At 54.9% G+C, this 25,041-nt stretch carries 22 protein-coding genes; 4 read left to right on the top strand and 18 right to left on the bottom strand.

What is annotated here, in order from left to right:
• Positions 1–199: 199 nt before the first annotated feature.
• Genes hemG through pepQ form a run of 4 tightly spaced genes read right to left on the bottom strand, consistent with a single transcriptional unit; the run spans position 200 to position 4,196 of the window.
• Positions 200–739: a menaquinone-dependent protoporphyrinogen IX dehydrogenase gene (hemG, locus tag DZE2538_RS01135; RefSeq protein ID WP_019844069.1), complete on the bottom strand. Its 540-nt coding sequence runs from the start codon at positions 737–739 to the stop codon at positions 200–202.
• Positions 740–758: 19 nt separating this feature from the next.
• Positions 759–2,210, bottom strand: a complete 1,452-nt coding sequence (gene trkH, locus DZE2538_RS01130) for a Trk system potassium transporter TrkH (RefSeq protein WP_019844070.1) — start codon at positions 2,208–2,210, stop codon at positions 759–761.
• 40 nt (positions 2,211–2,250) lie between these two features.
• Entirely contained in the window at positions 2,251–2,865 is a 615-nt protein-coding gene (locus DZE2538_RS01125; protein ID WP_038915383.1) for an IMPACT family protein, read from the bottom strand.
• Positions 2,865–4,196 (bottom strand): Xaa-Pro dipeptidase, encoded by a 1,332-nt coding sequence (pepQ, locus tag DZE2538_RS01120; RefSeq protein ID WP_038917082.1) that lies wholly within the window; start codon positions 4,194–4,196, stop codon positions 2,865–2,867. The genes DZE2538_RS01125 and pepQ overlap by 1 nt, the downstream gene beginning before the upstream one ends.
• A 184-nt stretch (positions 4,197–4,380) precedes the next feature.
• On the opposite strand from pepQ, the gene fadB reads away from it, so the two are divergent.
• The 3 genes from fadB to DZE2538_RS01105 all read left to right on the top strand — a co-directional run bounded on the left by fadB (position 4,381) and on the right by DZE2538_RS01105 (position 9,839).
• Positions 4,381–6,570 carry a fatty acid oxidation complex subunit alpha FadB gene (gene fadB / locus DZE2538_RS01115; protein WP_038915382.1) on the top strand — a complete coding sequence of 730 codons (2,190 nt, stop codon included), beginning with the start codon at positions 4,381–4,383 and terminating at the stop codon, positions 6,568–6,570.
• A gap of 12 nt (positions 6,571–6,582) precedes the next feature.
• On the top strand, positions 6,583–7,746 hold the full coding sequence (gene fadA, locus DZE2538_RS01110; protein ID WP_012882948.1) for an acetyl-CoA C-acyltransferase FadA: 1,164 nt from the start codon (positions 6,583–6,585) through the stop codon (positions 7,744–7,746).
• Positions 7,747–8,165: 419 nt separating this feature from the next.
• Entirely contained in the window at positions 8,166–9,839 is a 1,674-nt protein-coding gene (locus tag DZE2538_RS01105) for an FAD-dependent oxidoreductase (protein ID WP_038915380.1), read from the top strand.
• Positions 9,840–9,922: 83 nt separating this feature from the next.
• Here the strand turns inward: DZE2538_RS01105 and fre are convergent, their stop codons facing one another.
• Together fre and ubiD are read right to left on the bottom strand one after the other, a co-directional pair.
• Positions 9,923–10,624 (bottom strand): NAD(P)H-flavin reductase, encoded by a 702-nt coding sequence (gene fre / locus DZE2538_RS01100; RefSeq protein ID WP_019844077.1) that lies wholly within the window; start codon positions 10,622–10,624, stop codon positions 9,923–9,925.
• A 49-nt stretch (positions 10,625–10,673) separates the two neighbouring features.
• Entirely contained in the window at positions 10,674–12,170 is a 1,497-nt protein-coding gene (gene ubiD, locus DZE2538_RS01095; RefSeq protein ID WP_023638664.1) for a 4-hydroxy-3-polyprenylbenzoate decarboxylase, read from the bottom strand.
• A gap of 203 nt (positions 12,171–12,373) precedes the next feature.
• Between ubiD and rfaH the strand changes: the two genes are divergently transcribed.
• The gene (rfaH, locus tag DZE2538_RS01090; protein WP_012882945.1) at positions 12,374–12,862 is read left to right on the top strand and encodes a transcription/translation regulatory transformer protein RfaH; all 489 of its coding nucleotides are present in this window, start codon (positions 12,374–12,376) and stop codon (positions 12,860–12,862) included.
• 72 nt (positions 12,863–12,934) lie between these two features.
• Here rfaH and hemB read toward each other — a convergent pair whose 3' ends face one another.
• From hemB to argC, 12 genes are all read right to left on the bottom strand, one after another.
• Entirely contained in the window at positions 12,935–13,957 is a 1,023-nt protein-coding gene (gene hemB / locus DZE2538_RS01085) for a porphobilinogen synthase (protein ID WP_012882944.1), read from the bottom strand.
• A 2-nt stretch (positions 13,958–13,959) separates the two neighbouring features.
• Positions 13,960–14,754 (bottom strand): 3'-5' ssDNA/RNA exonuclease TatD, encoded by a 795-nt coding sequence (gene tatD, locus DZE2538_RS01080; RefSeq protein ID WP_038915379.1) that lies wholly within the window; start codon positions 14,752–14,754, stop codon positions 13,960–13,962.
• A gap of 111 nt (positions 14,755–14,865) precedes the next feature.
• On the bottom strand, positions 14,866–15,639 hold the full coding sequence (gene tatC / locus DZE2538_RS01075) for a Sec-independent protein translocase subunit TatC (protein ID WP_019844080.1): 774 nt from the start codon (positions 15,637–15,639) through the stop codon (positions 14,866–14,868).
• Positions 15,640–15,642: 3 nt separating this feature from the next.
• Complete coding sequence (tatB, locus tag DZE2538_RS01070; RefSeq protein WP_038915377.1) at positions 15,643–16,287, bottom strand: Sec-independent protein translocase protein TatB; 645 nt, start codon at positions 16,285–16,287, stop codon at positions 15,643–15,645.
• Positions 16,288–16,290: 3 nt separating this feature from the next.
• The gene (tatA, locus tag DZE2538_RS01065) at positions 16,291–16,545 is read right to left on the bottom strand and encodes a Sec-independent protein translocase subunit TatA (RefSeq protein ID WP_038915376.1); all 255 of its coding nucleotides are present in this window, start codon (positions 16,543–16,545) and stop codon (positions 16,291–16,293) included.
• 97 nt (positions 16,546–16,642) lie between these two features.
• Positions 16,643–18,280 carry a ubiquinone biosynthesis regulatory protein kinase UbiB gene (gene ubiB, locus DZE2538_RS01060; protein WP_038912869.1) on the bottom strand — a complete coding sequence of 546 codons (1,638 nt, stop codon included), beginning with the start codon at positions 18,278–18,280 and terminating at the stop codon, positions 16,643–16,645.
• Positions 18,277–18,885, bottom strand: a complete 609-nt coding sequence (gene ubiJ / locus DZE2538_RS01055; protein WP_038915374.1) for a ubiquinone biosynthesis protein UbiJ — start codon at positions 18,883–18,885, stop codon at positions 18,277–18,279. The genes ubiB and ubiJ overlap by 4 nt, the downstream gene beginning before the upstream one ends.
• A gap of 13 nt (positions 18,886–18,898) precedes the next feature.
• Entirely contained in the window at positions 18,899–19,654 is a 756-nt protein-coding gene (gene ubiE, locus DZE2538_RS01050; protein WP_026357851.1) for a bifunctional demethylmenaquinone methyltransferase/2-methoxy-6-polyprenyl-1,4-benzoquinol methylase UbiE, read from the bottom strand.
• A gap of 134 nt (positions 19,655–19,788) precedes the next feature.
• The gene (gene rmuC, locus DZE2538_RS01045; RefSeq protein ID WP_038915373.1) at positions 19,789–21,330 is read right to left on the bottom strand and encodes a DNA recombination protein RmuC; all 1,542 of its coding nucleotides are present in this window, start codon (positions 21,328–21,330) and stop codon (positions 19,789–19,791) included.
• Positions 21,331–21,554: 224 nt separating this feature from the next.
• Positions 21,555–22,928, bottom strand: a complete 1,374-nt coding sequence (gene argH / locus DZE2538_RS01040) for an argininosuccinate lyase (protein ID WP_038915372.1) — start codon at positions 22,926–22,928, stop codon at positions 21,555–21,557.
• 116 nt (positions 22,929–23,044) lie between these two features.
• Positions 23,045–23,818 carry an acetylglutamate kinase gene (gene argB / locus DZE2538_RS01035; RefSeq protein ID WP_019844088.1) on the bottom strand — a complete coding sequence of 258 codons (774 nt, stop codon included), beginning with the start codon at positions 23,816–23,818 and terminating at the stop codon, positions 23,045–23,047.
• Between the two features lie 24 nt (positions 23,819–23,842).
• A complete protein-coding gene (gene argC / locus DZE2538_RS01030; RefSeq protein ID WP_016943435.1) occupies positions 23,843–24,847 on the bottom strand; it encodes an N-acetyl-gamma-glutamyl-phosphate reductase in 1,005 nt (334 codons plus the stop codon).
• Between the last annotated feature and the right edge of the window lie 194 nt (positions 24,848–25,041).

Below are 25,041 nucleotides of genomic sequence, written 5' to 3'. Positions count from 1 at the left end.
CGCGGGTCGCATATGTTATGCTTTCCCGACAAGAAGTCAAGCGGTATGCGCCTGATTTCTTACTGAAACCGCGCTGGCGTTTCGCCGTTGCCGTGTCAGTGGAGGCGCATTATAGGGAGTTATTCCGGCCTGACAAGCACTAATTTCAAAAAAATTGCTGAACGCCTCTTTTTTCACCACCACGCAGATTTCACCCCTGTTAAACCGCCTTTTTCTGGGTAAGTTGGCCGAACGACTGGGCAAAACGCGCCACCTGCTCCCAGTCGGTATACTCAATCTCTTTCGTGCTGTCGGTTTCGCCGCCCGTCATGCGCATAATCAGTTGAATCATGACACGGTCGAACCAACGATAACGGGGATAGCGCAACGCACCCGCAAACACAGCGCCCAAGTCGGGTTGCCAGGGAGAGCGCAGTAGAAACTTGCGGGTATACGCGTTGGTTTGTAACGAGCGCTTTTCAGGCTTACGGGCCGTCAGATTGACAGAAAAGAACGCACTGGGTTTTCGCTGTAATAAGGCAAGGTGCTGACGGATGAATTTTTCCAGCGCTGGGTGAAAATGTCCGTAGCGCACGGATGCACCAATCATCACCTTGTCGTACTTATCGAGATCGACTTCATGGGCGCTCAGAATGTTGACCACATCACACTCCAGCGTCCCTTTCAGGTTATTGGCGATATAAGACGCTATCGCCCGCGTTTGACCATCCCGACTGGAAAACAATATCAATGCTTTCATAGCACGCTTCCTTTATCCGTTATTCCCGCCAAAAGGTGGGAGTAAATAGCACCAGCATGGTAAACACTTCCAGACGACCAAATAACATAGTGACAATCAGAATCCATTTGGCGGCGTCATTCATAGAAGTGAAATTGTCGGCGACTGTCCCAAGTCCGGGGCCAAGATTGTTAAGGGTGGCAGCGACAGCAGCAAAAGCAGAGAAATTGTCGACCCCTGTCGCAATCACCGCCAGCATGCTGATGATAAACACCAGCGCATACGCTGAGAAAAACCCCCACACGGCTTCCAGAATTCGTTCCGGCAACGCGCGCTGGCCGAGCTTAATGGTATATACCGCATTCGGGTGAACCAATCGCTTCAGTTCACGCGATCCCTGTAAGAACAGTAACAGGATACGAATGACTTTCAGGCCACCGCCGGTTGAACCGGCACAACCACCGATAAACGCGGAACAAAGCAGCAATACCGGCAAGAACAATGGCCAGGAGGCAATGCTGTCGGTAGTAAAGCCTGCTGTCGTTGCCATCGACACCACCTGAAAAAACGCCTGATTCAGCGTTTCCATCCCCGTCTTGTACACACCATGCACCCACAAAACGAGGGTACAAATCACAACCAGCGACATCTGCACGAAGATAAACATGCGGAATTCGGGGTCACGCCAGTACACGCGCAAGCTGCGACCGCTTAGCACCGCAAAGTGCAAACCAAAATTACAGCCGGAAATCAGCAGAAATACCGCAACAATGGTATTGATGGTGGGGCTGTTGAAATAGCCGATGCTGGCGTCATGGGTTGAAAATCCACCGATGGCGATAGTCGAAAAACTGTGACTGATTGCATCGAAGACCGACATGCCAGCCAGCCACAAAGAGAATGCGCATACCACCGTCAGCAAAACATAAATCAGCCAGAGGGTTTTTGCGGTTTCCGCGATGCGGGGGCGCATTTTATTGTCCTTCAGCGGACCTGGCATTTCAGCGCGATAAAGCTGCATCCCCCCGACGCCCAGAATCGGCAGAATCGCCACCGCCAGTACAATGATCCCCATACCGCCCATCCATTGCAGCATCTGTCGATAGAACAAAATGGCCTTCGGTAGGGAATCCAGCCCGACCAGCGTAGTAGCGCCGGTGGTTGTCAGGCCGGAAAAGGATTCAAAAAACGCATTCGTCACCGAGAGATTGGGCCGTTCAGCAAACAAAAAAGGCAACGCCCCAACGCTGCCCAGCACTGTCCAGAACAACACGACGATTAAAAACCCTTCACGGGTTTTCAACTCATGCCGGTGTTTACGGTTGGGCAGCCACAACAGCAGCCCCATAACCAACGCGACAATGAATGTCTGGATAAATGCCCGACCGGCGCCGTCACGGTAGATCAACGCCACCATGCCAGGAATGAACATGGTGCCGGAAAACAGGATGACCAGCAGTCCGACAATGCGGGTTATGGCACGCAAGTGCATCAGGGAGCCTTCCTTTAATGGTTCAAGATTACGTGCTGGATTATTGTGAAATTGACTGCAAATGCAACGCACCACGACTAATATCGCGTAGTCGCCGCGCTGCCTCTTCCACTGTCGTTATCGGAAACGCCAGTTGGAGGGTAACGTCACCGGCGTACTCCGTTGAGACGATGAGCCCCTGTAATGCCAGCACCACGCTCTCCACCTGTGGGAGCAACGCATAGTCGCACTGCAATCGATATTTCTGATACATCACTTTCTGCTGAACGGGCAGTTGTTTCAACGCTTGCTGAACGCCACCGCCATAGGCCTTGACCAGCCCACCGGTACCCAACCTGATACCGCCATAATACCGTATTACTACCGCCACGATTTCACCGATGCCACTCCCCATCAATTGGGCCAGCATTGGTTTACCTGCGGTGCCCGAAGGTTCTCCGTCATCAGAAAAGCCGAGCTGTTGAGAATCGACAGGGGAACCTGCGACATAGGCCCAGCAATGGTGAGCCGCCGAGGGATGCTGCTCGCGAGCCTGCTGAATAACGTATCGAGCCGCTTCCACTCCACAGGCGGGTGCAAGCAGAGTAATAAAACGGCTCTTTTTAATCTCTTCATCGACGCTGACAGACGCCGCAGGCACTGGATATGACTGCATCAGGCCAGATCGAGCGCACGCGTTAAGTTCTCAATACGTTTGTCATGGACCACGATATTGTCTTCAATACGGATACCACCAAACGGACGTAACGCATCCAGTTTCTGCCAGTTGAAATGCTGACGCAACTCACCCTGACGCCAGGGTTCAAGCAGAGAATCGATGAAATAGATACCCGGTTCGATAGTCAGCACCATGCGCGGTTCCAAAATACGGGTACAGCGCAGATAGGGATGTGCAGACGGCGCAGGCAACGTAGTGCCGGTATCATCCTGCATAAACCCGCCTACATCATGTACCTGCAGGCCAAGCGGATGGCCCAGACCATGCGGCAGGAACGGCGAAGTTACCCCCTGCTCTACCATCGCTTCTTCGCTCAACCCGGTCACCAGTTGATGACGTTTAAGTAGCGACGCAACACGGTGATGCATCTGCAAATGGTAATCGGTATAACGCACCCCGGCTTTCATCGTATCGATCAGCGCCAGTTGCTCGTGATTCAGGTCCCTCACCAACGCCGCATACTCATTGTCATGCTGAGCGGCGTAAGTGCGGGTGATATCTGCCGCATAGCCGTTATACTCTGCGCCTGCATCCAGCAGGAAACTGCGCATTTCCGTTGGCACACGGTGTTCCAGTTGGGTGTAGTGCAGCACCGCTGCATGGTCGTTAAGAGCAACGATATTGTCATAAGGCACATCGGTATCACGGTGCCCCGTGGCGGTCAGGTACGCCAGATTAATATCAAACTCGCTCATACCGGACTGGAAGGCTTCGTAAGCAGCACGATGACCAACCACCGCGGTTTTCTGCGCTTCACGCATACAAGCCAGTTCATAATCCGTTTTGTAGGCACGGTGGTAATGCAGATAATCCAGTACGCCTTTCGGATTGACGTGTTCCGGCGTAATCCCCAGGCTTAGCGCGCGTTGTGGAGCGGAACCGATATAGGCAACCTGCTGACGCTGAGCAGGCAGTTGCGCCGCAATATCATCAGCCTTGCGCAGCACCTGGATATCCAACGACGTCGTCCAAAAACTATCCGGCACTGACGCCACGTTATGCCAGTAATCAACGGGGGAATAGAACCACAGCTTCGGCGTATTGACCCCATCCACCCACAACCAGCAATTCGGCACCTGCGTCACCGGCAGCCAGGCTTTAAACTGTGGATTGACCTTGAACGGATAGGCATGGTCATCCAAAAACGCCATCATCAACTCACCGGAGTGGATCAATAAGGCATCCAGATTATGCCGAGCCAGAACTGCCTGCGTGCGTTGCTGCAGGGTCGCCACATGTTGATGATACAAAGAAGCCAGCGTTTCCATCATAATCCCCATTGATAACAACCTGTTTTCCAGTGTAACACAGCGCCCCGATGACGGCAGCGTTGCTCAGCCTGTGATCCTCCCGGCAAATCCCTCACGCACCGTTTGCATTTCATTAACATCAAACCCACAATTTTCTTCACTATCTGGTCGTACCAGATAACGGATAACAGTGGAGAACACCATGATCTATCAAGGCGACACGCTGTACCTCAACTGGCTGGAAGACGGCATTGCCGAACTGGTTTTTGCTGCGCCTGGCAGCGTCAATAAGCTGGACACCCGTACGGTAGCCAGTCTTGGCGAAGCCCTGAATCACCTGACGAAACATACTTCGCTTCACGCCCTGTTGCTGCGCTCGGACAAACCCGCGTTTATTGCCGGAGCGGACATCACCGAATTTTTGTCATTGTTCGCCGCACCGCCAGAAACCCTTCATCAGTGGCTGACCGACGCCAACGCCATTTTCAGCCAACTGGAAGACTTGCCGGTGCCGACGCTTTCCGCCATCAACGGTTATGCGCTGGGCGGAGGGTGCGAATGTGTGCTGGCGACCGATTTCCGCCTAGCGACACCCGACGTTCGCATTGGCCTGCCGGAAGTGAAACTAGGGATCATGCCGGGGTTTGGCGGCACGGTTCGGTTACCACGACTGCTGGGTGCCGACGGTGCGCTGGAAATCATCACCGCGGGTAAAGATCTGTCTGCCGACGAGGCCCTGAAAGTCGGGTTAATTGATGCGGTCACCAGCAGCGACAAGCTGCTGCCGTCAGCATTGCATATGTTGCGTCTGGCGGCGGAGGATAAACTTGACTGGCGAGCCCGTCGCCGCCAGAAACAAGCGCCGCTACGGCTTAATCGCACCGAGGCAACCATGAGTTTCGCTACCGCCAGCGCACTGGTGCAGCAATCAGCAGGCCCTCACTACCCTGCGCCTATGACGGCGCTCAAAACCATTGAAGCCGCTGCCAGATTAGAGCGTGACGCCGCACTGAAGCTGGAAACCGACAATTTCGTTACGCTGACTCAAACCACAGCGGCGTATGCGTTGGTCGGTGTCTTCCTGAACGAACAAGCGGTAAAAAACACAGCAAAAAAATGGGCGGGCGACGCATTGCCACCAGCACTCGTTGCCGTGCTCGGTGCCGGGATCATGGGCGGCGGTATTGCCTGTCAGTCGGCACGCAAAGGGGTGCCGGTATGGATGAAAGATATCAACGAGAAAGCACTGACGTTAGGGATGGAGGAGGCCGCCAAGCTACTGAATGCACAGCTACAGCGCGGCAAGCTCGATGCCATGAGCATGATGGGCATACTGGCTCGTATCCACCCGACATTGAATAACAATGGGCTGGAGCAAGCTGACCTGGTTATCGAAGCGGTGGTGGAAAACCCACAAATAAAAGCCAGGGTACTGGCCGATGTTGAGGCCTGTGTCAGTGAACAGACGTTGATCGTTTCCAATACCTCGACCATTCCCATCGGGCAATTAGCCGCTTCCTTGCAGCGACCACAAAATTTCTGCGGCATGCATTTTTTCAACCCGGTACACCGGATGCCGCTGGTGGAAGTGATTCGCGGCCCCCAGACCGATGAGAAAACGTTGGCTCGCGTAGTCGCTTATGCCTCCAAAATAGGGAAAACCCCGATAGTGGTGAATGACTGCCCGGGATTTTTCGTCAACCGTGTGCTGTTCCCTTATATCGCCGCGTTCTGTTTGCTATTGCGCGACGGTGCGGATTTCCGCGATATCGATGCCGTGATGGAAAAACAGTTCGGCTGGCCGATGGGACCGGCTTACCTGCTGGACGTGGTCGGGCTGGATACCGCCCACCATGCACAGGCAGTGATGTCGGCAGGTTTTCCGCAGCGCATGGCAAAAACCTACCGCGACTCGGTCGATGTCTTGGTGGAACATCAGCGTTTAGGTCAGAAAAGCGGGGCTGGTTTCTACCGTTACAGCCCGGATGCGAAAGGCAAACCACGCCGGGAGCAGGACGAACAGACCGATATCTTGCTGGATGCTGTCTGCGAGTCGAAGCGAACCTTCAGCGCGCAAGAGATTATCCATCGCCTGATGGTGCCAATGCTCAACGAAGTCGCACGTTGCTTGGAAGAGGGGATCGTCGCCACGCCGGCGGAAGCCGATATGGCTCTGCTTTACGGGCTGGGCTTTCCACCGTTCCATGGCGGTGCCTGCCGTTATCTGGACACGCTGGGCAGCCAGCACTATGTGGACATTGCCCAATCGCTGGCGTCGCTGGGGCCACTCTACGCCATACCGGAAAGCCTGTTGCAGATGGCACGACACCAGCAGCGCTACTACCCGGCGGTTGAACCTCACGCCGACCTGTCTCTTCACCAACCGGCATAAGGACGCACGACGATGGAAAATGCAGTGATTGTTGATGCAGTGCGCACCCCGATGGGTCGATCCAAAGGTGGTGCGTTTCGTCAGGTTCGGGCTGAAACCCTGTCCGCGCATTTGATGCGCAGCCTGCTGAGCCGTACCCCGGCGCTGGAAGCGGATAAAATCGACGACATCTACTGGGGATGCGTGCAACAGACGCTAGAGCAAGGCTTCAATGTGGGGCGTAATGCCGCATTACTGGCCGAAATTCCCCATTCGGTACCCGCCGTCACCGTCAATCGTCTGTGCGGTTCATCCATGCAGGCGTTGCACGACGCGGCACGAACCATCATGACGGGTGATGCTGATGTGTGTCTGGTCGGCGGCGTCGAGCATATGGGACATGTGCCGATGAGCCACGGTGTTGATTTTCACCCCGGCCTTGGCAAAAACATCGCGAAAGCCGCAGCGATGATGGGGCTGACGGCAGAGCTACTGGCACGCCAGCACCACATCAGTCGTGAAATGCAGGACGCTTTCGCCGCCCGCTCACACCAACGTGCCTGGGCGGCGACCCAGTCCGGTGCATTTCGCCATGAAATTATCCCCACAACCGGCCATAACGCCGACGGCGCGTTACATCCTTTTGACTACGACGAAGTCGTCAGGGCGGACACAAGTTTCGACGCTCTGGCAGCTCTGCGCCCGGCCTTTGACCCGGTGAACGGTACGGTCACAGCCGGTAGCTCATCGGCACTGTCGGATGGTGCCGCCGCGCTGCTGGTGATGAGTGAATCCCGTGCGCTGGCGTTGGGGTTAACGCCACGGGTTCGTGTACGAGCGATGGCGGTCGTCGGCTGTGATCCTTCTGTGATGGGTTTCGGTCCGGTACCCGCGACCCAAAAAGCGCTACAACGGGCAGGCCTTTCTCTGAGCGATATTGGTCTGTTTGAACTCAATGAAGCGTTTGCCGCCCAAACGCTGCCCTGTATCAAGGCATTAGGATTGATGGATAGCCTGGATGATAAAGTCAACCTGAATGGCGGTGCGATTGCGTTGGGCCATCCGCTGGGGTGCTCCGGTGCGCGCATTATCACTACGCTCATCAATTTGATGGAGCAGCGAGACGTAGAATTCGGTGTGGCGACCATGTGTATCGGTCTGGGTCAGGGTATCGCCACAGTGCTGGAGCGGGTATAACGCGCCCGTATTGATGTCCCCCAGCTATCAATGCCTGCTCTTCATCGCTATCGCCTCCCCCGTCGGCATCGTTGGGCCGACGGGGTTATCCTGAACGAGTCAGGCTTCCTCTGAAAGAACAGAAAAAGTCGTCAGACATACGCCGCTCTACTATGGGTCAACAAAAATAACGGGCCCACAAAAATACCACCACGGCATCACCACGATCATTCGCCATAGCTGCCGCGCCACGTGCGGCTTCCGGCGTCATTTACCGCCTATCGCCACACCTGCCTGCGTCATAAAGTGACTTTTTCTTACTTGCGCAAAACAATATATGATTTTATACAATATATAATTAGATAATGTATTCAACCAAACCACGTAACCCTGACATCACTGCCGGATCTCGTCCCCCCTTACGTTTTGAGGAGTTATTCATGACCAGAATTATCATTATCGGTGGTGTGGCTGGCGGCGCTTCCGCCGCTGTCAGAGCCCGGCGGTTGTCGGAATCGGCAGAAATCATCATGCTGGAACGCGGCCCTTACGTATCATTCGCCAACTGTGGACTGCCTTATCATATCGGTGGCGACATACCCGACCGCGCAGCTCTGGTGCTGAAAACCCCGGCGGACTTCGCCGAGCGCTTTAACATTGATGTGCGGGTACAGCATGACGTGTTGAGCATCGACCCAACCACTCGCACCCTGCAAATCGCCAGTCTGGCTGATAACCGGGTCTACACTGAACACTACGACAAACTACTGCTAAGCCCCGGTGCCAGCCCGATAAAACCGCCGCTACCGGGTATCGACCTGCCCGGTGTCTTTACCCTGCGTACCCTCACCGATATGGACCGGATTCTGACCCACCTGCAACAGCATGACATTCAGCAGGTGACCGTCGCTGGTGGTGGTTTCATTGGCTTAGAAGTGACAGAAGCACTGGTGAATCGCGGCCTGTCAGTGACACTACTGGAGCGTGATTCACAGGTTATGGCACCGGTCGATCCGGAAATGGCGGCACCGCTGCATCAGGTTATACGACAGCATGGCGTCGAATTACTGCTGAGCGCAGGATTACAGGCCATCACGCCATGCGATTCACCCACCCCAGGCCATCCCCACGGACTGAAACTGACACTGGCCGACGGCCAGCAGCGGACAACCGGTATGCTGCTCATGGCAATTGGCGTCAAACCGGAAGCCCAGTTAGCCCAGGCAGCCGGATTACGCCTTGGCGCACGCGGCGGTATTCAGGTCAATGAGCGGATGCAGACATCAAACGAACATATTTATGCTGTTGGCGACGCGGTAGAAACCCCTGACTGGGTAAACGCCACTCCAGCCCTATTTCCGCTAGCCGGGCCAGCCAATAGGCAGGGACGAATCGCTGCCGATAACATGCTAGGTCGGGAACACCGATACCACCGGACCCAGGGCACCGCCATCTGCAAGGTCTTTGACTATACGGTCGGCTGTGTAGGAATGAACGAGAAAGCGCTGCAACGAGCAGGGATAGCCTATCAGAAAGTACATGTCCATGCGGCAGACCACGCAAGCTACTATCCCGGTGCCAGCATGGTGTCATTGAAGCTCCTGTTTACTCCCGATACCGGTGCCATTCTCGGTGCACAGGCGGTGGGAAAAGCGGGTGTTGATAAACGTATCGATGTGATTGCCGTCGCACAGCGGGCAGGGTTGACGGTGCAGAGTCTGGAAGATCTGGAGCTGACCTATGCTCCGCCCTTTAACAGCGCGCGCGATGTGGTCAATCAGGCAGGCATGCTGGCCAACAATGTGCTGCAAGGCGACACGGCTATCTGCCACCCTGAAGACATCACCCATCTTGACCCGGCAACGCAGTGCCTGCTCGATATACGCACCGCACAAGAGCTGCGCCTTCATGGTGAATACCCGGATGCGTTGCACATTCCGCTGGATACGCTGCGCCAACGCTTACAGGAACTGCCCGCCGACAAAGAAATTCTGATTGGCTGTCAGTCTGGTCTGCGTGGCCATGTTGCCTACCGCCTGCTTACCCAACGCGGCTTTCGCGCCCGTAATCTGTCCGGCGGTTTTATCACCTATCGGGCAACCGTAGCTCAGTAAACAACCCGTACCGGTATCCTGCCGAAGGGCAGGACAACGTGGCCGGGTACAACAACCCGGCCACGAAGGAACAGCAGACAGGATCAGATGAAGGAAAACGCGTCGCTGAACATGTGCGCAGGCTGGGCGCCACGTTCATTACAAAAACGCTCACGGGCGATTTTTGCCATTTCAAAACGCCCTGCGATGTAAATATCGTGCGAGGCTAGTGTACCGAAATCCTGGAGCACAGCGCTTAACACGGTACCAGAACGGCCATGCCACTGTTCGTCAGGCTGTTCAACGACCGGGATCACGTTCAGGTTGGTATGCACCTGAGCCAGCGACTGCAACTCGCCCAAATCGTATAAATGACGCAGTTCTCGCCCGCCCCAATAGACGGAAACCTGACGCTCTGGCTGGCGAGCCAGCACCGTCAGTAAAATCGAGCGCACGTAAGAAAAACCTGTCCCACCCGCGATCAAAATCAACGGCCGGTCGCTATCTTCACGCAACCAGGCATCGCCATGGGGAATATCAACCACCAGTGACTTTTCCTTTAGGATGCGATCCATCACGGCCATAGCATACAGGTTCATCTCAGAAGCACCGATATGCAATTCAATAGACTCTTGCTCAATAGGCGTCGAAGCCATAGAGAACGGGCGCTTGTCACGTTCGTCCATAACTACCATCAGGTATTGCCCGGCACGGAAGGAAAAAGGTGCCGATGGCAATAAGCGCACCCGGTAAACCGTATCGGTGATAGCGTCCACCGACATTACTGTACAGCTCAACGTTGTCATGCGATCCCTCTGTAGGGTCAAAGCAAAATGGGGAACAGGATAAGCGCCGTCAGCGCGGCTTACCACTGTTATTCAATATGGCTAACTCGTCCCATATGGCATCCACACGGGCGACAACCGACGGATCTTTGGTAATAGGATGACCCCATTCACGCTGTGTTTCTCCCGGCCATTTATTGGTTGCATCCAGACCCATTTTGGATCCGAGCCCAGAAACCGGTGAAGCAAAATCCAGGTAGTCGATTGGCGTATTTTCCACCAGCAACGTATCACGCGCCGGATCCATACGCGTAGTGATCGCCCAGATCACATCTTTCCAGTCGCGGGCATTAATATCGTCATCGCAGACGATAACAAACTTGGTATACATAAACTGGCGTAAAAAAGACCAGACGCCCATCATCACCCGTTTAGCGTGCCCGGCATACTGTTTTTTCATAGTAACGACCGCCAGACGGTAAGAACAGCCCTCCGGAGGCAAATAGAAGTCGACGATTTCCGGGAACTGCTTTTGTAACAGCGGTACGAACACTTCGTTCAGCGCCACCCCCAGCACCGCCGGTTCATCAGGCGGGCGGCCGGTATAAGTGGAATGGTAAATAGCGTCACGACGCTGGGTAACATGCGTGACGGTAAAGACAGGAAAATGATCCACTTCGTTGTAATAGCCAGTATGATCGCCATAAGGTCCTTCCGGCGCGATTTCATCCGCGTCGATATAGCCCTCCAGCACAATTTCAGCACTGGCCGGTACTTCCAGATCACAGGACAGACATTTGACCACTTCCGTCTTGTGACCACGCAACAACCCGGCAAAGGCATATTCAGACAGCGTATCCGGCACTGGCGTTACCGCCCCGAGGATCGTAGCCGGATCAGCGCCCAACGCCACAGCGACCGGAAAGCGCTCACCGGGATGCTGCTGGCACCACTCCTGAAAATCCAGTGCACCGCCCCGGTGTGACAACCAGCGCATAATCAGTTTGTTGCGACCAATCAGCTGCTGGCGGTAAATCCCCAGATTCTGACGCTCTTTGAAGGGCCCACGCGTCACCGTCAGTCCCCAGGTGACCAACGGGGCGACATCGCCCGGCCAGCAATGCATGATCGGAATCCGCCCCAGATCCACCTCTTCGCCTTCCCACACCTGTTCCTGACAGGGCGCGTTCGAAAGGCGCTTAGTCGGCATATTCAGCACCTGGCGAAATTTGGGCAGCTTATCCACCAGATCGCGAAAACCGCGTGGCGGCTCAGGCTCTTTCAAAAACGCCAGCAAGCGGCCGACATCCCGCAACGCGCCGACGTCTTCCTGCCCCATTCCTAACGCCACGCGTTTAGGCGTACCGAACAGGTTGCACAGCACTGGCATAGCGTAACCTTTGGGATTTTCAAACAGCAAAGCCGGGCCTCCGGCACGCAAGGTGCGATCGGCAATTTCCGTTATTTCCAAATAAGGATCTATCGGTTGGTGGATGCGTTTGAGTTCGCCTCTCGCTTCGAGCTGTGCGAGAAATTCACGTAAGTCACGGTATTTCATGCTGATCATCAGAAAGGTCAGTGGTGGAGGTATTATAAAGGCTCTTGGTCATGCTGTCGCTTACCGACCATGCTATTTCTGGCACCAGCCCCGCTGATACGGATAATCAACACTGCCTATATTTAGGAATTTCCCCCAACAATTTTATCCCGCAAGGCGTAACGCTTTTGCTATCCTCTCCCGCGATAAAAGCCACAGAAAAAAGTGAAACTATGCGAGCCTGGTACCTACTTTATTGCAAGCGCGGCCAATTGTTACGGGCCAAAGAACATCTGGAGCGTCAGGACGTGGTCTGCCTGAGCCCGATGATCGCGCTGGAGAAAATCGTACGAGGAAAACGAACCGAGGTCAGCGAACCGCTGTTCCCCAATTATCTGTTCGTTGAATTCGACCCGGAGCACATACACACCACTACCATCAGTTCAACTCGTGGCGTGAGTCATTTTGTCCGTTTCGGCAACCTGCCGGCGTTGGTCCCTCAGCAGGTGATTGAGGATTTGCAACACCATCAGTGCACCACCCATGTCGACCCGGAAACACCTCAACCCGGCGATCAGGTCACCATCACCGAAGGGGTATTCAGTGGCTTAGAGGCCATCTATACCGAGCCGGATGGCGAGGCACGCTCCATGCTGCTGCTCAATTTACTGAACAAGCAGGTACGCCAGAGTATCGACAATCGTCAGTTTCGAAAAGTCTGAACCGTCAGGGCCTGGCCCTGACGGCATGCTGTCATCAACAGTAATTACAGTACGGTGATTACCGTGATGCCATCAGCGGCGTAACGCGTCGTCACGCAGCCATTCGGCCACGCGTTTAGCGAAATAGGTCAGCACCCCATCTGCACCGGCACGCTTGAAGCACAGCAGCGATTCCATCACCAGCGGCTGTTCTTGCAGCCAGCCATTCTGGATTGCCGCCATCTGCATCGCATACTCACCAGATACCTGATAAGCAAAGGTCGGCACACCGAAGGTGTCCTTCACCCGCCGGACCACATCCAGATACGGCATACCCGGTTTCACCATCACCATATCAGCGCCTTCTTGCAGATCCTGTGCGATCTCCTGCAACGCCTCATTAGTGTTGGCCGGATCCATCTGATAGGTTTTCTTGTTGCCGCCTTTCAGGTTGCCCGAGGAACCCAATGCATCGCGGAACGGCCCGTAGTAACAAGACGCGTACTTGGCGGAATACGCCATGATCTGGGTATTCACCAGCCCTTGCTCTTCCAACTGTTCGCGAATCGCACCGATTCGGCCATCCATCATGTCGCTGGGGGCCACGATCTCCGCACCAGCTTGCGCGTGAGATAACGCCTGACGCACCAGAATCTCTTTGGTAATGTCGTTGACCACATAGCCGTCTTCATCAATGACACCATCCTGGCCGTGAGTCGTGTAAGGATCCAGCGCCACATCGGTCAGCAGCCCTAGTTCCGGCACGGCATCTTTCAGCGCACGCACCGCACGCTGCACCAACCCATCCGGATTGTAGGCCTCTTCAGCCAGCAACGACTTTTTATCCGCTTCGATCACCGGGAACAGCGACAGCACTGGGATACCCAGTTTGGCAATCACTTCCGCTTCTCTTACCAGCTCATCAATGGTCAGGCGATACACGCCCGGCATGGAGGGTACTTCCTGACGTCCCTGCTTGCCTTCCATGACAAACACCGGATAGATGAGGTCGTTAACCGTAACCTGATGTTCTGCCACCAGACGGCGGCTGAAATCATGGCGACGCAGACGGCGCAGGCGACGTCCTGGAAACGCACCGGGAAAAACATTACTCATCATTATTCTCCTTTCTGGCCCGGGCGGAAAATCCGACGGGCGTTTTCATCCACATTTCTGCCCAGCCATTGCGCATCCTGGCCACGCCAGAGCGCAACCTGATGGACGATATGCAGCAGAAAACAGGGTTCGTTACGGCGGGATGCAGGTTTAGGATGTAAATCCCGGGGTAACAGATAGGGCGCATCGGTTTCCAGCAACAACCGATCGTCCGGAATCCGGGGGAGTAGCTCGCGTAGCGCCAACCCACGACGTTCATCACACACCCAGCCGGTAATGCCGATCATCAATCCGGCACGCAGGCACTCATCCAGTTCGTCGCCTGAGCCGGTAAAACAGTGCAACACCGCCGCGGGCAGTTTATCGAGCCATGGCGTCAGCAGCGCCATAAAACGCACATGCGCATCGCGGCAGTGTAAAAACACTGGCATGTCATGCTCAGCGGCAATCGCCAGTTGTGCGCTGAATGCCAGTTCCTGTTCTTCGGGGGTGGAAAAGTTACGGTTAAAATCTAACCCGCATTCGCCAATCGCCAGCACCTGCTCACGTCCTGCCAGTTGGTGAATCAGCGCCGCCGTATCATCACTCCAGCTGCTGGCATCATGTGGATGCACACCGGCGGTTGACCAACAGTAATCGGGATATTGCGCGGCGAGCAGGTAGGCCTGCTCACTCTCGCTGGCATTGGTTCCGGTCAATAACAAGCCCGTCACACCTGCCTGACGCGCCCTGCTCACCACCTGCTCGCGGTCTGAACGAAACTGTGGGCTGGTCAGATTAACGCCAATATCGAACATGCGCTGATATCCCAAAATCCGTTATGGTGATCACCGTGGACCCCCAAAAAACAACACCTCCCGAAAGAGGTGTCACAGTAAGAAGACCGCCGTTTAACGGCGAAGCGTCACTCAGGAAGACGGCGCAGACTCGTCAACGTCTTCCTCTTCTTCTTCCGGCCGACGCCGTTTACCAACGTAGAACCGGGCGAAAAACACGCCGATTTCAAACAGCAAATACATCGGAATGGCCAGCAGTGTCTGGGAGAACACATCCGGTGGCGTTAACAACATGCCCACCACAAACGCCCCCACCAACACATAAGGCCGTTTCTGTTTCAGACTTTCCGGTGTAACGACGCCGCTCCAGCACAGCAACACGATAGCGACCGGTACTTCGAACGACACACCGAACGCCATAAATAGCGCCATGACGAAATCAAGGTAGTTATTGATATCGGTCGCAATCAATACTCCCTTCGGCGCGGTCTGGGCAAAGAAACTGAACGCCAGCGGAAAGACGATGAAATAAGCGAACGCCATTCCCATGTAAAACAACAGGCTGCTGGACACCAGCAACGGCATCATCAAACGACGTTCATGCTTGTACAAGGCGGGAGCCACAAACGCCCACACCTGATACAACACCAATGGCGCAGATAAAAACACCGACACGATCAGCGTCAGCTTTATCGGGGTGAAAAACGGCGAGGCCACATCGGTCGCAATCATGCTGGCCCCGGCCGGCAGTTGTTTAATGAGCGGCGCAGAGACAAACTGATAGATGTCATTGGCAAAGTAAACCAGTGCCAGAAACACGACCAGTACGCTGATAATGCTATTTAACAACCGCTTACGCAGTTCGATCAGATGGCTTATCAGCGGTTGAGTTTGATCAACAGCCATAGGTTAACGATCACCAGAAGGTTGAGAAGAAGAAGCGGGCGGCACCGACTCAGATTTGGCCTTGCTTTCAGTATGGCTGGCAGTATGGCTGACGTTTTCTGATACCGGCACCGCCGACACAGGTACATTTGACTCTGGTACGCTCGACACCTTTGTCTCTGCCTGTATTTCTGCCTGCGCAGCCGACCCAGTAGCCGGAACAGCCGCAACGGAAGAGGGGGGAGCCACATCTGGCATCACATTCTGCTGCGCATGGTTTTGCGCTTTCAGCTCAACTTCCAGCACGCCATCATGCGCAGCTTCTGGATCGGCAAGCGGCACATGCCCTGGCGCATCACTGTTATCCAGCTTGATACTGTGCGGACGCTTCATCGCTTCGGCGGCCTCTTTCAGCTCATCCATCGATGCTTTCAGCTCCGGCGACAAATTTTGCAACTGGCTGGCCTGTTCCACTTTTTTCAGGCTTTCCTGCAATTCCTGCAGTTTCATCTCCTGCGCCAGTTCATTTTGTACCGTCGATGCCAGCGAGCGCAGCGCCCGTATCCACCCGGCCACCGTTTTTACCGCTATCGGCAGGCGTTCAGGTCCCAGTACCACCAGGCCTATCACCATCACCAACAGCAGTTCACTAAACCCGATATCAAACACCGGTTACACCTGCTCTTTATGCTGGCTTTTCTCTTCCTGACTTGCCTGCGGCTTATGCTCCGAAATGGATTTAGTCGCAAAGTCAGCGTCTTGTTGCTTGTCATCATTGGCAGCAGGCTGATCGTCACTCATTGCTTTCTTGAAGCCTTTGATTGACGCGCCCAAGTCTGAGCCCAGGGTTCTCAGCTTATTGGTGCCGAACAGCAACACCACGATCACCCCGATAATCAATAGATTCCAGATACTAATACCGCCCATACTGTGCTTACCTCTTTACTCAAAAGGAATTCATGTAACACGCTCATCAGTCAACATCGGGATACTAATGAGGCGTTTATTCAACGGGTACAACGGTTCAGCGAGTACTGCGCCAGCCGATAATCCAGGCCACAAAACCCGCGGCAAACAAGCCAGCCGGAACAATATCCGCTTCGACCTGGCTCACCAGCAGTATCGTCCCGCTCAGCAGCAACGTCGCCCCCACGCCCAGCAGATACCGAGCCTGACCATGACGGGTACGTTGCGAACGCAACTCGCCGGTCAATAACTCCATGTTCTGCTTCAACATTTTATGCTGACGTAAACTGTCGTAGAACAATTCGGGAATCTCGGGCAGCTTTTCTGCCCAAAACGGCGCTTTCTCTTTAAATGCCCGCAACATGGCAGGCAAGCCGACCTGATCCTTCAGCCAGGTTTCAAGAAAGGGCTTCGCCGTCTTCCACAAATCCAGCTGAGGGTAGAGCTGACGCCCGACTCCCTCAATGTACAGTAACGTCTTCTGGAGCAACACCAACTGGGGTTGCACTTCCATATTGAAGCGACGCGCCGTATTAAAGAGGTTCAATAATACATGACCGAAAGAAATTTCTGCTAACGGCTTTTCAAAAATGGGCTCACAAACGGTACGGATAGCAAATTCGAACTCTTCTACGTTGGTATCAGCCGGTACCCAGCCAGAATCTACGTGCAATTCAGCGACGCGACGGTAGTCACGGTTGAAAAAAGCAATAAAGTTCTCTGCCAGATAGCGCTTATCTTCTTTATTCAGCGAGCCGACAATCCCGCAGTCAATCCCGATATATTGCGGATCTTCCGGATGTTCATAACTGATGAAGATATTGCCGGGGTGCATATCGGCATGGAAAAAGCTGTCGCGGAATACCTGAGTGAAAAAGACCTGCACACCACGCTCAGCCAGCAACGGCATATTAACGCCATGCCGCTTCAACGCATCGATGTCCGATACCGGAATACCGTAGATACGCTCCATGACCAGCACCTGTTCGTTGCAGTAATCGGAGTACACCTCTGGGACGTACAACATCGGGCTGTTTTCAAAGTTTCGCCGCAACTGGATGGCGTTGGCCGCTTCACGCAGCAGGTTCAGCTCATCCAACAGCGTTTTTTCGTAATCGCGTACCACTTCACGTGGTCGCAAGCGACGGCCATCCGGCAGCAATAGCGGTAACCAGCCAGCCAACCGATTCATCAGGCGCATGTCAGCCTTGATGACCGGCAATATATCCGGGCGAATGACTTTGATGACGATCGCTTTACCCGTCGTTTTCAGTCTGGCGGTATGCACCTGAGCTATCGACGCCGATGCCAGCGGCTTAGCATCAAAATCATCAAACCAGGTTTCCAGCTTGCCGCCCATCGACGTTTCAATCTGGTGACGAGCCAGTTCACCATCAAACGGCTCAACCTGGTCTTGCAGCATCGCCAGTTGATCGGCAATGGCCGGAGGAAAGAGATCACGGCGTGTGGACATCATCTGACCGAACTTGATCCACACCGGCCCCAGCTCCTGTAACGCCAGTCGCAGACGCTCGCCCAGTGGCTGACCTTTGTGACGATTCGGTAACCAGAACAATAAACAACGCCAAAGGCGTAGCGGCATGGTGAGAGGAATACGCGGGATCAACTCATCCAGTCCGTAGCTCAGCAACACCCGGATAATCCGGTACAACCGCAATAATTCTCCCGGTGTCATGGCGCTCCCTCCAGTTTTGCCAGCCTGACGGACAGCGCCTCCACCGATTGCGCCAACGCTTCCACCTCGTCAGCAAACCAGAGCGCCTCCAGCTTGCCGGGTGCCAGACGCCACTCCTCAGTTACGGTTTCCGACAGCGCCTGCTGCTGGCGGCATGCTGAACGCATCAACGTCCCCGCAACCTTACCCGCCGCCTGACTCAGCCCTTCGGCCACCACATCACCCAGCCAGGGCGACAGCCATTCTGCCGGGTCAAACTCCGCCAGATCCAGCAAGGTGACAAACTGCTGCGCCACCTGAATATCCCCTTCCAGCACCAATTCACCACTGCGCATCAGCGCAGACAATTGCTGCCGGTCGCGCAATTTCATCAATGCCGGTAAGCGGGTTTGCAGCCAACAGTCTGGCTGCTCTGCCCACTGACTCACCACATCCAGGCGATATTCGGAAAAAACCAATACCAACGGGGTGCCCAGTTCCGCCACATCCACTCGCAACGTTTTTCCGTGCAAACGCTGACGGGCGGCTTTCAGACTCCGGTCACGGAACAAAAGCTGGTTGAGCGCTGTTTCCAGTGCCGCCGTCAACACAGGCATTATCAACATGGGTGTATCCAACTCAGAATTTAAATCCGCGATGCAGCGCCACGATACCGCTGGTCAGATTGAAGTAATCCACACTGTCAAAACCGGCATCGACCATCATCCCTTTCAATGTCTCCTGGTCGGGATGCATACGAATGGATTCCGCCAGATAGCGGTAACTACCGGCATCACTGGCAACCATTTCGCCAATACGGGGCAACACGTGGAAAGAGTAGGCATCGTAGACTTTGCTCAACGCCTTCACGGTAGGTTTCGAGAACTCAAGCACCAGCAAGCGACCACCGGGTTTCAGCACCCGATACATAGAGCGCAGTGCTCGCTCTTTTTCGGTGACGTTACGCAAGCCGAACGAGATAGTAATACAGTCGAAAAAATTCTCCGGAAACGGCAGCGCTTCCGCATTGGCCTGGACATAACTGACATTGCCCACCACACCGTTATTGCGCAGCTTCTCGCGCCCTACTTTCAGCATTGACGCATTGATATCCGCCAATACCACTTCACCTTCATCTCCCACCAGACGGGAGAATTTGGCGGTAAGATCACCAGTGCCGCCCGCTAAGTCCAGCACGCGCTGGCCACGGCGCACACCGCTGCATTCAATGGTAAACCGTTTCCAGACACGGTGAATGCCAAATGACATCAGATCATTCATCAGGTCATATTTGGCAGCCACAGAATGAAAAACATCCGCCACCATGGCTTCCTTATCATCTTTCGCTACCGTGCGAAAACCAAAATGTGTCGTCTTATCCGAATCGTCTACCATGTTATCCACCTGCTTCTTCAACTTCAGGATCGCATTACCCATTAATGGGTAGCATTAATGGATAGAGAGTGTACCAGACCCCGCTCAAAAGCGACCGCCCTTCTTTCCACCCTGTGCGCTGAACCTGATCAACATCATACCGCTGTGCCATTCGGCACATCATCCATGCCATCTACACTGTGTTCAGTCTCATCATCATGCGCGTTTTGTGACAATGCGAGCAACGCATCCGGCGTCAAAGGCTCATCTTGCATCATGGGGACATTGACTGGCCGCTTGATCTCCACCCCCAACGCCCGAAACCCTTCGGCTTGACCTATCAGATTGCCGCGCCCGGAGGCCAGCTTCTTCATCGCCTGACGGTAACCTGCCTGCGCTTTATCCAGCCCTTGCCCCAGCGACGCCATATCATCAACGAACAAACGCAGTTTGTCGTACAACCGTGACGCGCGTTCGGCGATTAACTGCGCATTGCGGCTTTGCTGCTCATAACGCCAGAGATTGTTAATCGTCCGTAACGCTACCAGTAAAGTCGTGGGGCTGACCAGCATAATATTGTGGCGTAATGCCTCGGTGATCAGATCCGGCTGACGATCGATAGCCACCAGAAACGCCGGTTCGACGGGAATAAACATCAACACATAGTCGAGAGAACGCAATCCCGGCAGTTGCTGGTAATCCTTGCTGCCCAGCAACCGCATATGATTACGGATAGATAACAGGTGCTCATTCAGTGCCGCCGCTCGTTCGGCTTCATTATCGCTGTTGAAATAGCGCTCATAAGCCACCAGCGACATTTTGGCATCGATAATCACATCTTTGCCATGCGGCAGTCGCACAATCACATCGGGTTGCAGGCGGCTATTGCTCGCGGTCTGGACGCTGACCTGAGTCTCATATTCATGTCCTTCACGCAATCCGGAACTTTCCAGCACCCGGCTCAGCACCACTTCCCCCCAGTTCCCCTGGGTTTTGTTGTCACCTTTTAACGCATTGGTGAGGTTAATTGCTTCCTGCGCCATTTGGGCGTTGAGTTGTTGCAGATTACGGATTTCATGCGCCAGCGTGTGTCGTTCTCGGGATTCCGCCCCGAAGCTCTCTTGCACCTGACGACGGAAACCATCCAACTGCTCGCGTAATGGCGTCAACAGCTTCTCCATGCTCTGCTGATTTTGCTGGTCCACCTTATGCCCGGTCTGCTCAAAGATACGGTTGGCGAGATTTTCAAACTGGGTGGATAAACGCTGCTCGCTATTCATCAATAACCGCTGCTTCTCTTCCGCCGCCAGTCGTGTCTCTTCAAGACGAATGGTGACTTCACGCAGCTCGGCTTCCTGCGCACCGTTGGCCTCACGCAACGCACGCAATTCCTGATTGAGTTGGGCGCACTCTTCCCGTAGCTCTGCCAGTTGCCGCAGTTTTTCCTCACCCGCCGCCAGTTGTGCGTGTAGCGAACGTAACTCCTGCGATTGTTGATCCAACCGCTGCTGGTCTTGCTGCCGCGCTTGCTGGTTTTCGCTCAGTTGCTGGCGCGTCTGCTCCAGCGCCTGCTGCTGTAACCGAAACTCGGTATCATGCCGCGCCTGACGCTGCTGTTGCAGCAAGCTGGCCGCCAGCCAGCCCAGCAACAGCCCCACAACGCCACCGCCGATGCCATAAAACAAGGAGATATCCACACCGCCTCCAGGTTATCAGTACCACTGCCCGCCAAGGTAAAGTGAGGCTGTATATCTGTCCAGAGGTTATGTGCGAAATGGGCTGGAAAAACACTCGAACGGCGAGAAAATGCGAGCTGAGATCAGAAAGCAGAAGATCGAAGGCAGAACATGGGAAGGAAGATAGAAAAAACAAAACCGGCCCGCAGGCCGGTTCTGATATCGATAACTATCGATAAACGGGATTACGCCAGACGTTGCTTCGCGTCGGCAATCGCACGTGCGACTTGCTGCGGCGACACCCCGCCTTGTGCGGCACGCTTATCCAGACAGGATTGCAACGACAGCGCCGGATAGACATCGTCTTCGATGACTGCGCTGAACTGTTTAAGATCCGACAGTGACAGCGCTTCCAGCGCTTTACCTTGACGAATCGCTTCCACCACCGCTTCACCGACGATATGGTGCGCTTCACGGAATGGCACACCTTTGGCGACCAGATAATCGGCCAGTTCGGTCGCGTTGGCGTAACCCTGCTGTGCCGCTTCCTGACAGCGAGGACGTTTCACCTGAATGCCTTCCAGCACCAGTGACGCCATCAACAGGCAGTCGTGCCAGGTATCCAGCGCATCGAACAGCCCTTCCTTGTCTTCCTGCATATCTTTGTTATAGGCCAGCGGCAGTCCTTTCAGCGTCACTAGCATACCGGCCAGCGCGCCCTGAACACGGCCGCATTTACCGCGGATAAGCTCCAGTGCATCCGGGTTTTTCTTCTGCGGCATCAGGGAAGAGCCGGAAGTCACACGGTCAGACAATTCGACAAACGCCGCTTCACCGCTGTTGAAGAAAATCAAATCTTCGGCAAAGCGCGACAAATGCACCATACCGATAGACGCATCGGACAGCAGTTCCAGTACGTGATCACGGTCAGAGACCGTATCCAGACTGTTGCGGGTAGCAGAGGCAAAGCCCAGCCAGCCAGCCAGTTGCTCGCGGTCGATAGGATAAGCAGTACCCGCCAGCGCGCCGCAGCCCAGTGGGCTGACGTCCAGACGCTTGAGCGTATCTTCAAGACGGCTCTCATCACGTGCGAGCATTTCATGGTAAGCCAGACACCAGTGAGCGAAGGTCACCGGCTGTGCGCGTTGCAGGTGAGTATAGCCCGGCATCACCGCATCCTGATTCGCTTCGGCGGTAGCAACCAACGCCGCTCGCAGATGACGAATCGCCTGCGCCAGCTCGCTCACCTGCGCCTTGCACCACAGTTTCAGGTCCGTCGCCACCTGGTCATTACGGCTGCGCCCGGTATGCAGTTTCTTACCCAGCGCGCCGACTTTCTCGATCAGTTTCTGCTCTACCCAGCTGTGAATGTCTTCCGCATCGCTTTGCAGGATAGCTTCCGGGTCTGCCTGCACCTCGGTTAGCAACGCATTGAGTGCCTGCTCCAGTTGCTGCTGTTCCTGAGCGCTCAGTACATTTACCGTCACCAGGGCTTTAGACCAGCCGATGGACCCGATAATGTCCTGCTCCGCCAGACGGTAATCAAACCGCAGTGAATCGTTGAATTGTTTAAAACGCGTATCTGCCGCCTGCGTGAACCGTCCGCCCCACAAAGCCATAACTACACTCCCGGTCTCTCTGATAAAAGCGGGCCGACTCCCGTTCAGCCCGTGATTGAACTGCCGTGTTCTTCCGGCGACTAACGCGGGAAGAACACGTACGACATGCTGACGGATTACGCCAGAATGCGGGTACCGATAGACACGCCGTTGAACAGCATGGGTAACTGCTCGGCGTGGCGCCAGCTGGCGATATCGACCGGACGCCCCAGCGCACGCGCCGCGTCCAGTGCCGCATTCACTTTAACGATCATACCGTCGGTAATAATGCCCTGAGCGATCAGCTCTTCCGCTTTACCGGCGGTCATTTCCGCAATGCGCTGACCTTTACCGTCCAGAATGCCGCTCACGTCGGACAGCAGGATCAAATCCGCGCCCAGCGTCTGTGCCAGCGCGGTGGCAGCCTGATCAGCGTTAACGTTCATCAGTTCACCGCCAACGGTAATACCGATGGAGCTGATAACCGGCAGATAACCGGCGCTCAGCAGGGTGTTGAGCAGTGCCGGGGAACCCGCTTCCGCTTTGCCCACATGGCCCAGCTCATCATTCAACTGTGTCACCACGGTGCTGCCGCCATCTGCCAGACTCAGGCCCACCGCGTTGATGCCGTGACGAATCGCCCAGGCCAGCAAGGTTTTATTGGCAGAACCGGCCAACGCGCCGGTAATAATGTCGATTTGATCGGCTGGCGTCACACGCAGGCCGTTTTTCTTGACCACCGGCAGCGACAGTTTCTTCATCAGGTCATCGACCAGACAACCGCCACCATGAACGATCACCAGCGGGCGCTGATGCTGTTGACGGTAAGCGACCAGCGCGGTGAACAGGCGCTCCAGCGCCTCTTCGCTATCCAGTAATACGCCACCTAATTTGATAATTAACGGATTCATCGGTCTTTGCGCCTCAGGGTGTCATCAGAGTAAGGATTGGGTTTCAGGGAAACCGAAGCGAATGTTCATGCACTGCACCGCCTGCGCCGCCGCACCTTTGAGCAGGTTATCTTCGGTAGCGACCACGATCAGGTGCTCGTCTTGTACCACGAAGCCGATATCGCAGAACGGCAGTCCGACTACCGATTTCAGTGCCGGTACGCCTTTTTCATACAACCGCACCAGCGGTTTGTCGTGATAAGCGTTGTGGTAGGCTTCCGCCACGTCCTGTGCGGTGACGCCCGGCTGCAAACGACAGGTAATCGTCGCCAGAATACCACGCGGGAAATTGCCCAGATGCGGGGTGAAAATCACCGGAATGCCGAGATGGGTGGCGATTTCCGGGTGATGGCGATGATTGAAGATGCCGTACGGCTGCAGGCTGACTTCACAGAAACTGTTGGTCATGCTCGCCTTACGACCCGCACCGCTAACGCCGCTGGTGGCATCAATCACCGGCCACTGGTTCGGGTTCAGCAAACCGCCTTCCACCAGCGGTTTCAGTGCCAGTTGAGACGCGGTGGGGTAACACCCCGGCACAGCGATAAGCCGCGCTTGCTTGATAGACTCGGCCTGCCATTCCGCCAGGCCATACACCGCCTGCGCCAGCCAGTCGGTGTGCTGGTGCTCGAAGCCGTAGTAACGGGTATAAAATTCAGGATCCTGCACGCGAAATGCGCCAGACAGGTCGAACACGGTACAACCGGCGTTCAGGAATTGCGGTGCAAGATCGTGGCTCACCTTGTGGTCAGTGGCCAGAAACACGACATCGACGCCTTTGGCGGCCTCGGCCACATCGGTCAGTGGCTGCACCGGTAAGTCGATAATGCCTTTAAGCTGAGGGTGCAGGTCAGAAATGCGTTTTCCCGCATCAACGCTTTGCGCAGAGACCGCTAAAGCGGTTATGTTCATCTGTGGGTGACGGTTCAGGTACAAGGCCAGTTCAGCGCCAGTATAGCCACTTGCACCAACGATCAACGTGTTCAGCATGAGTTCGGTATACCTTTATTGCCAGATAGGTGGAACAGTAAGCAGGCTCATCAGCGCGGCCACGCCGTTCACCCACAACAGCCAGAAGAAACGATTATGCGACAATCTCGCCTCGCCGCACAGCTTGTGATTTCATTTTGCCTGGCATTATTGTATTTTTATTCACAATAAATGCATGAATATTGATACTATCC

This window comes from Dickeya zeae NCPPB 2538 (assembly GCF_000406165.1).
Taxonomy (GTDB): Bacteria; Pseudomonadota; Gammaproteobacteria; order Enterobacterales; family Enterobacteriaceae; genus Dickeya; species Dickeya zeae.
This window is presented reverse-complemented; position numbering and strand designations above follow the sequence as displayed.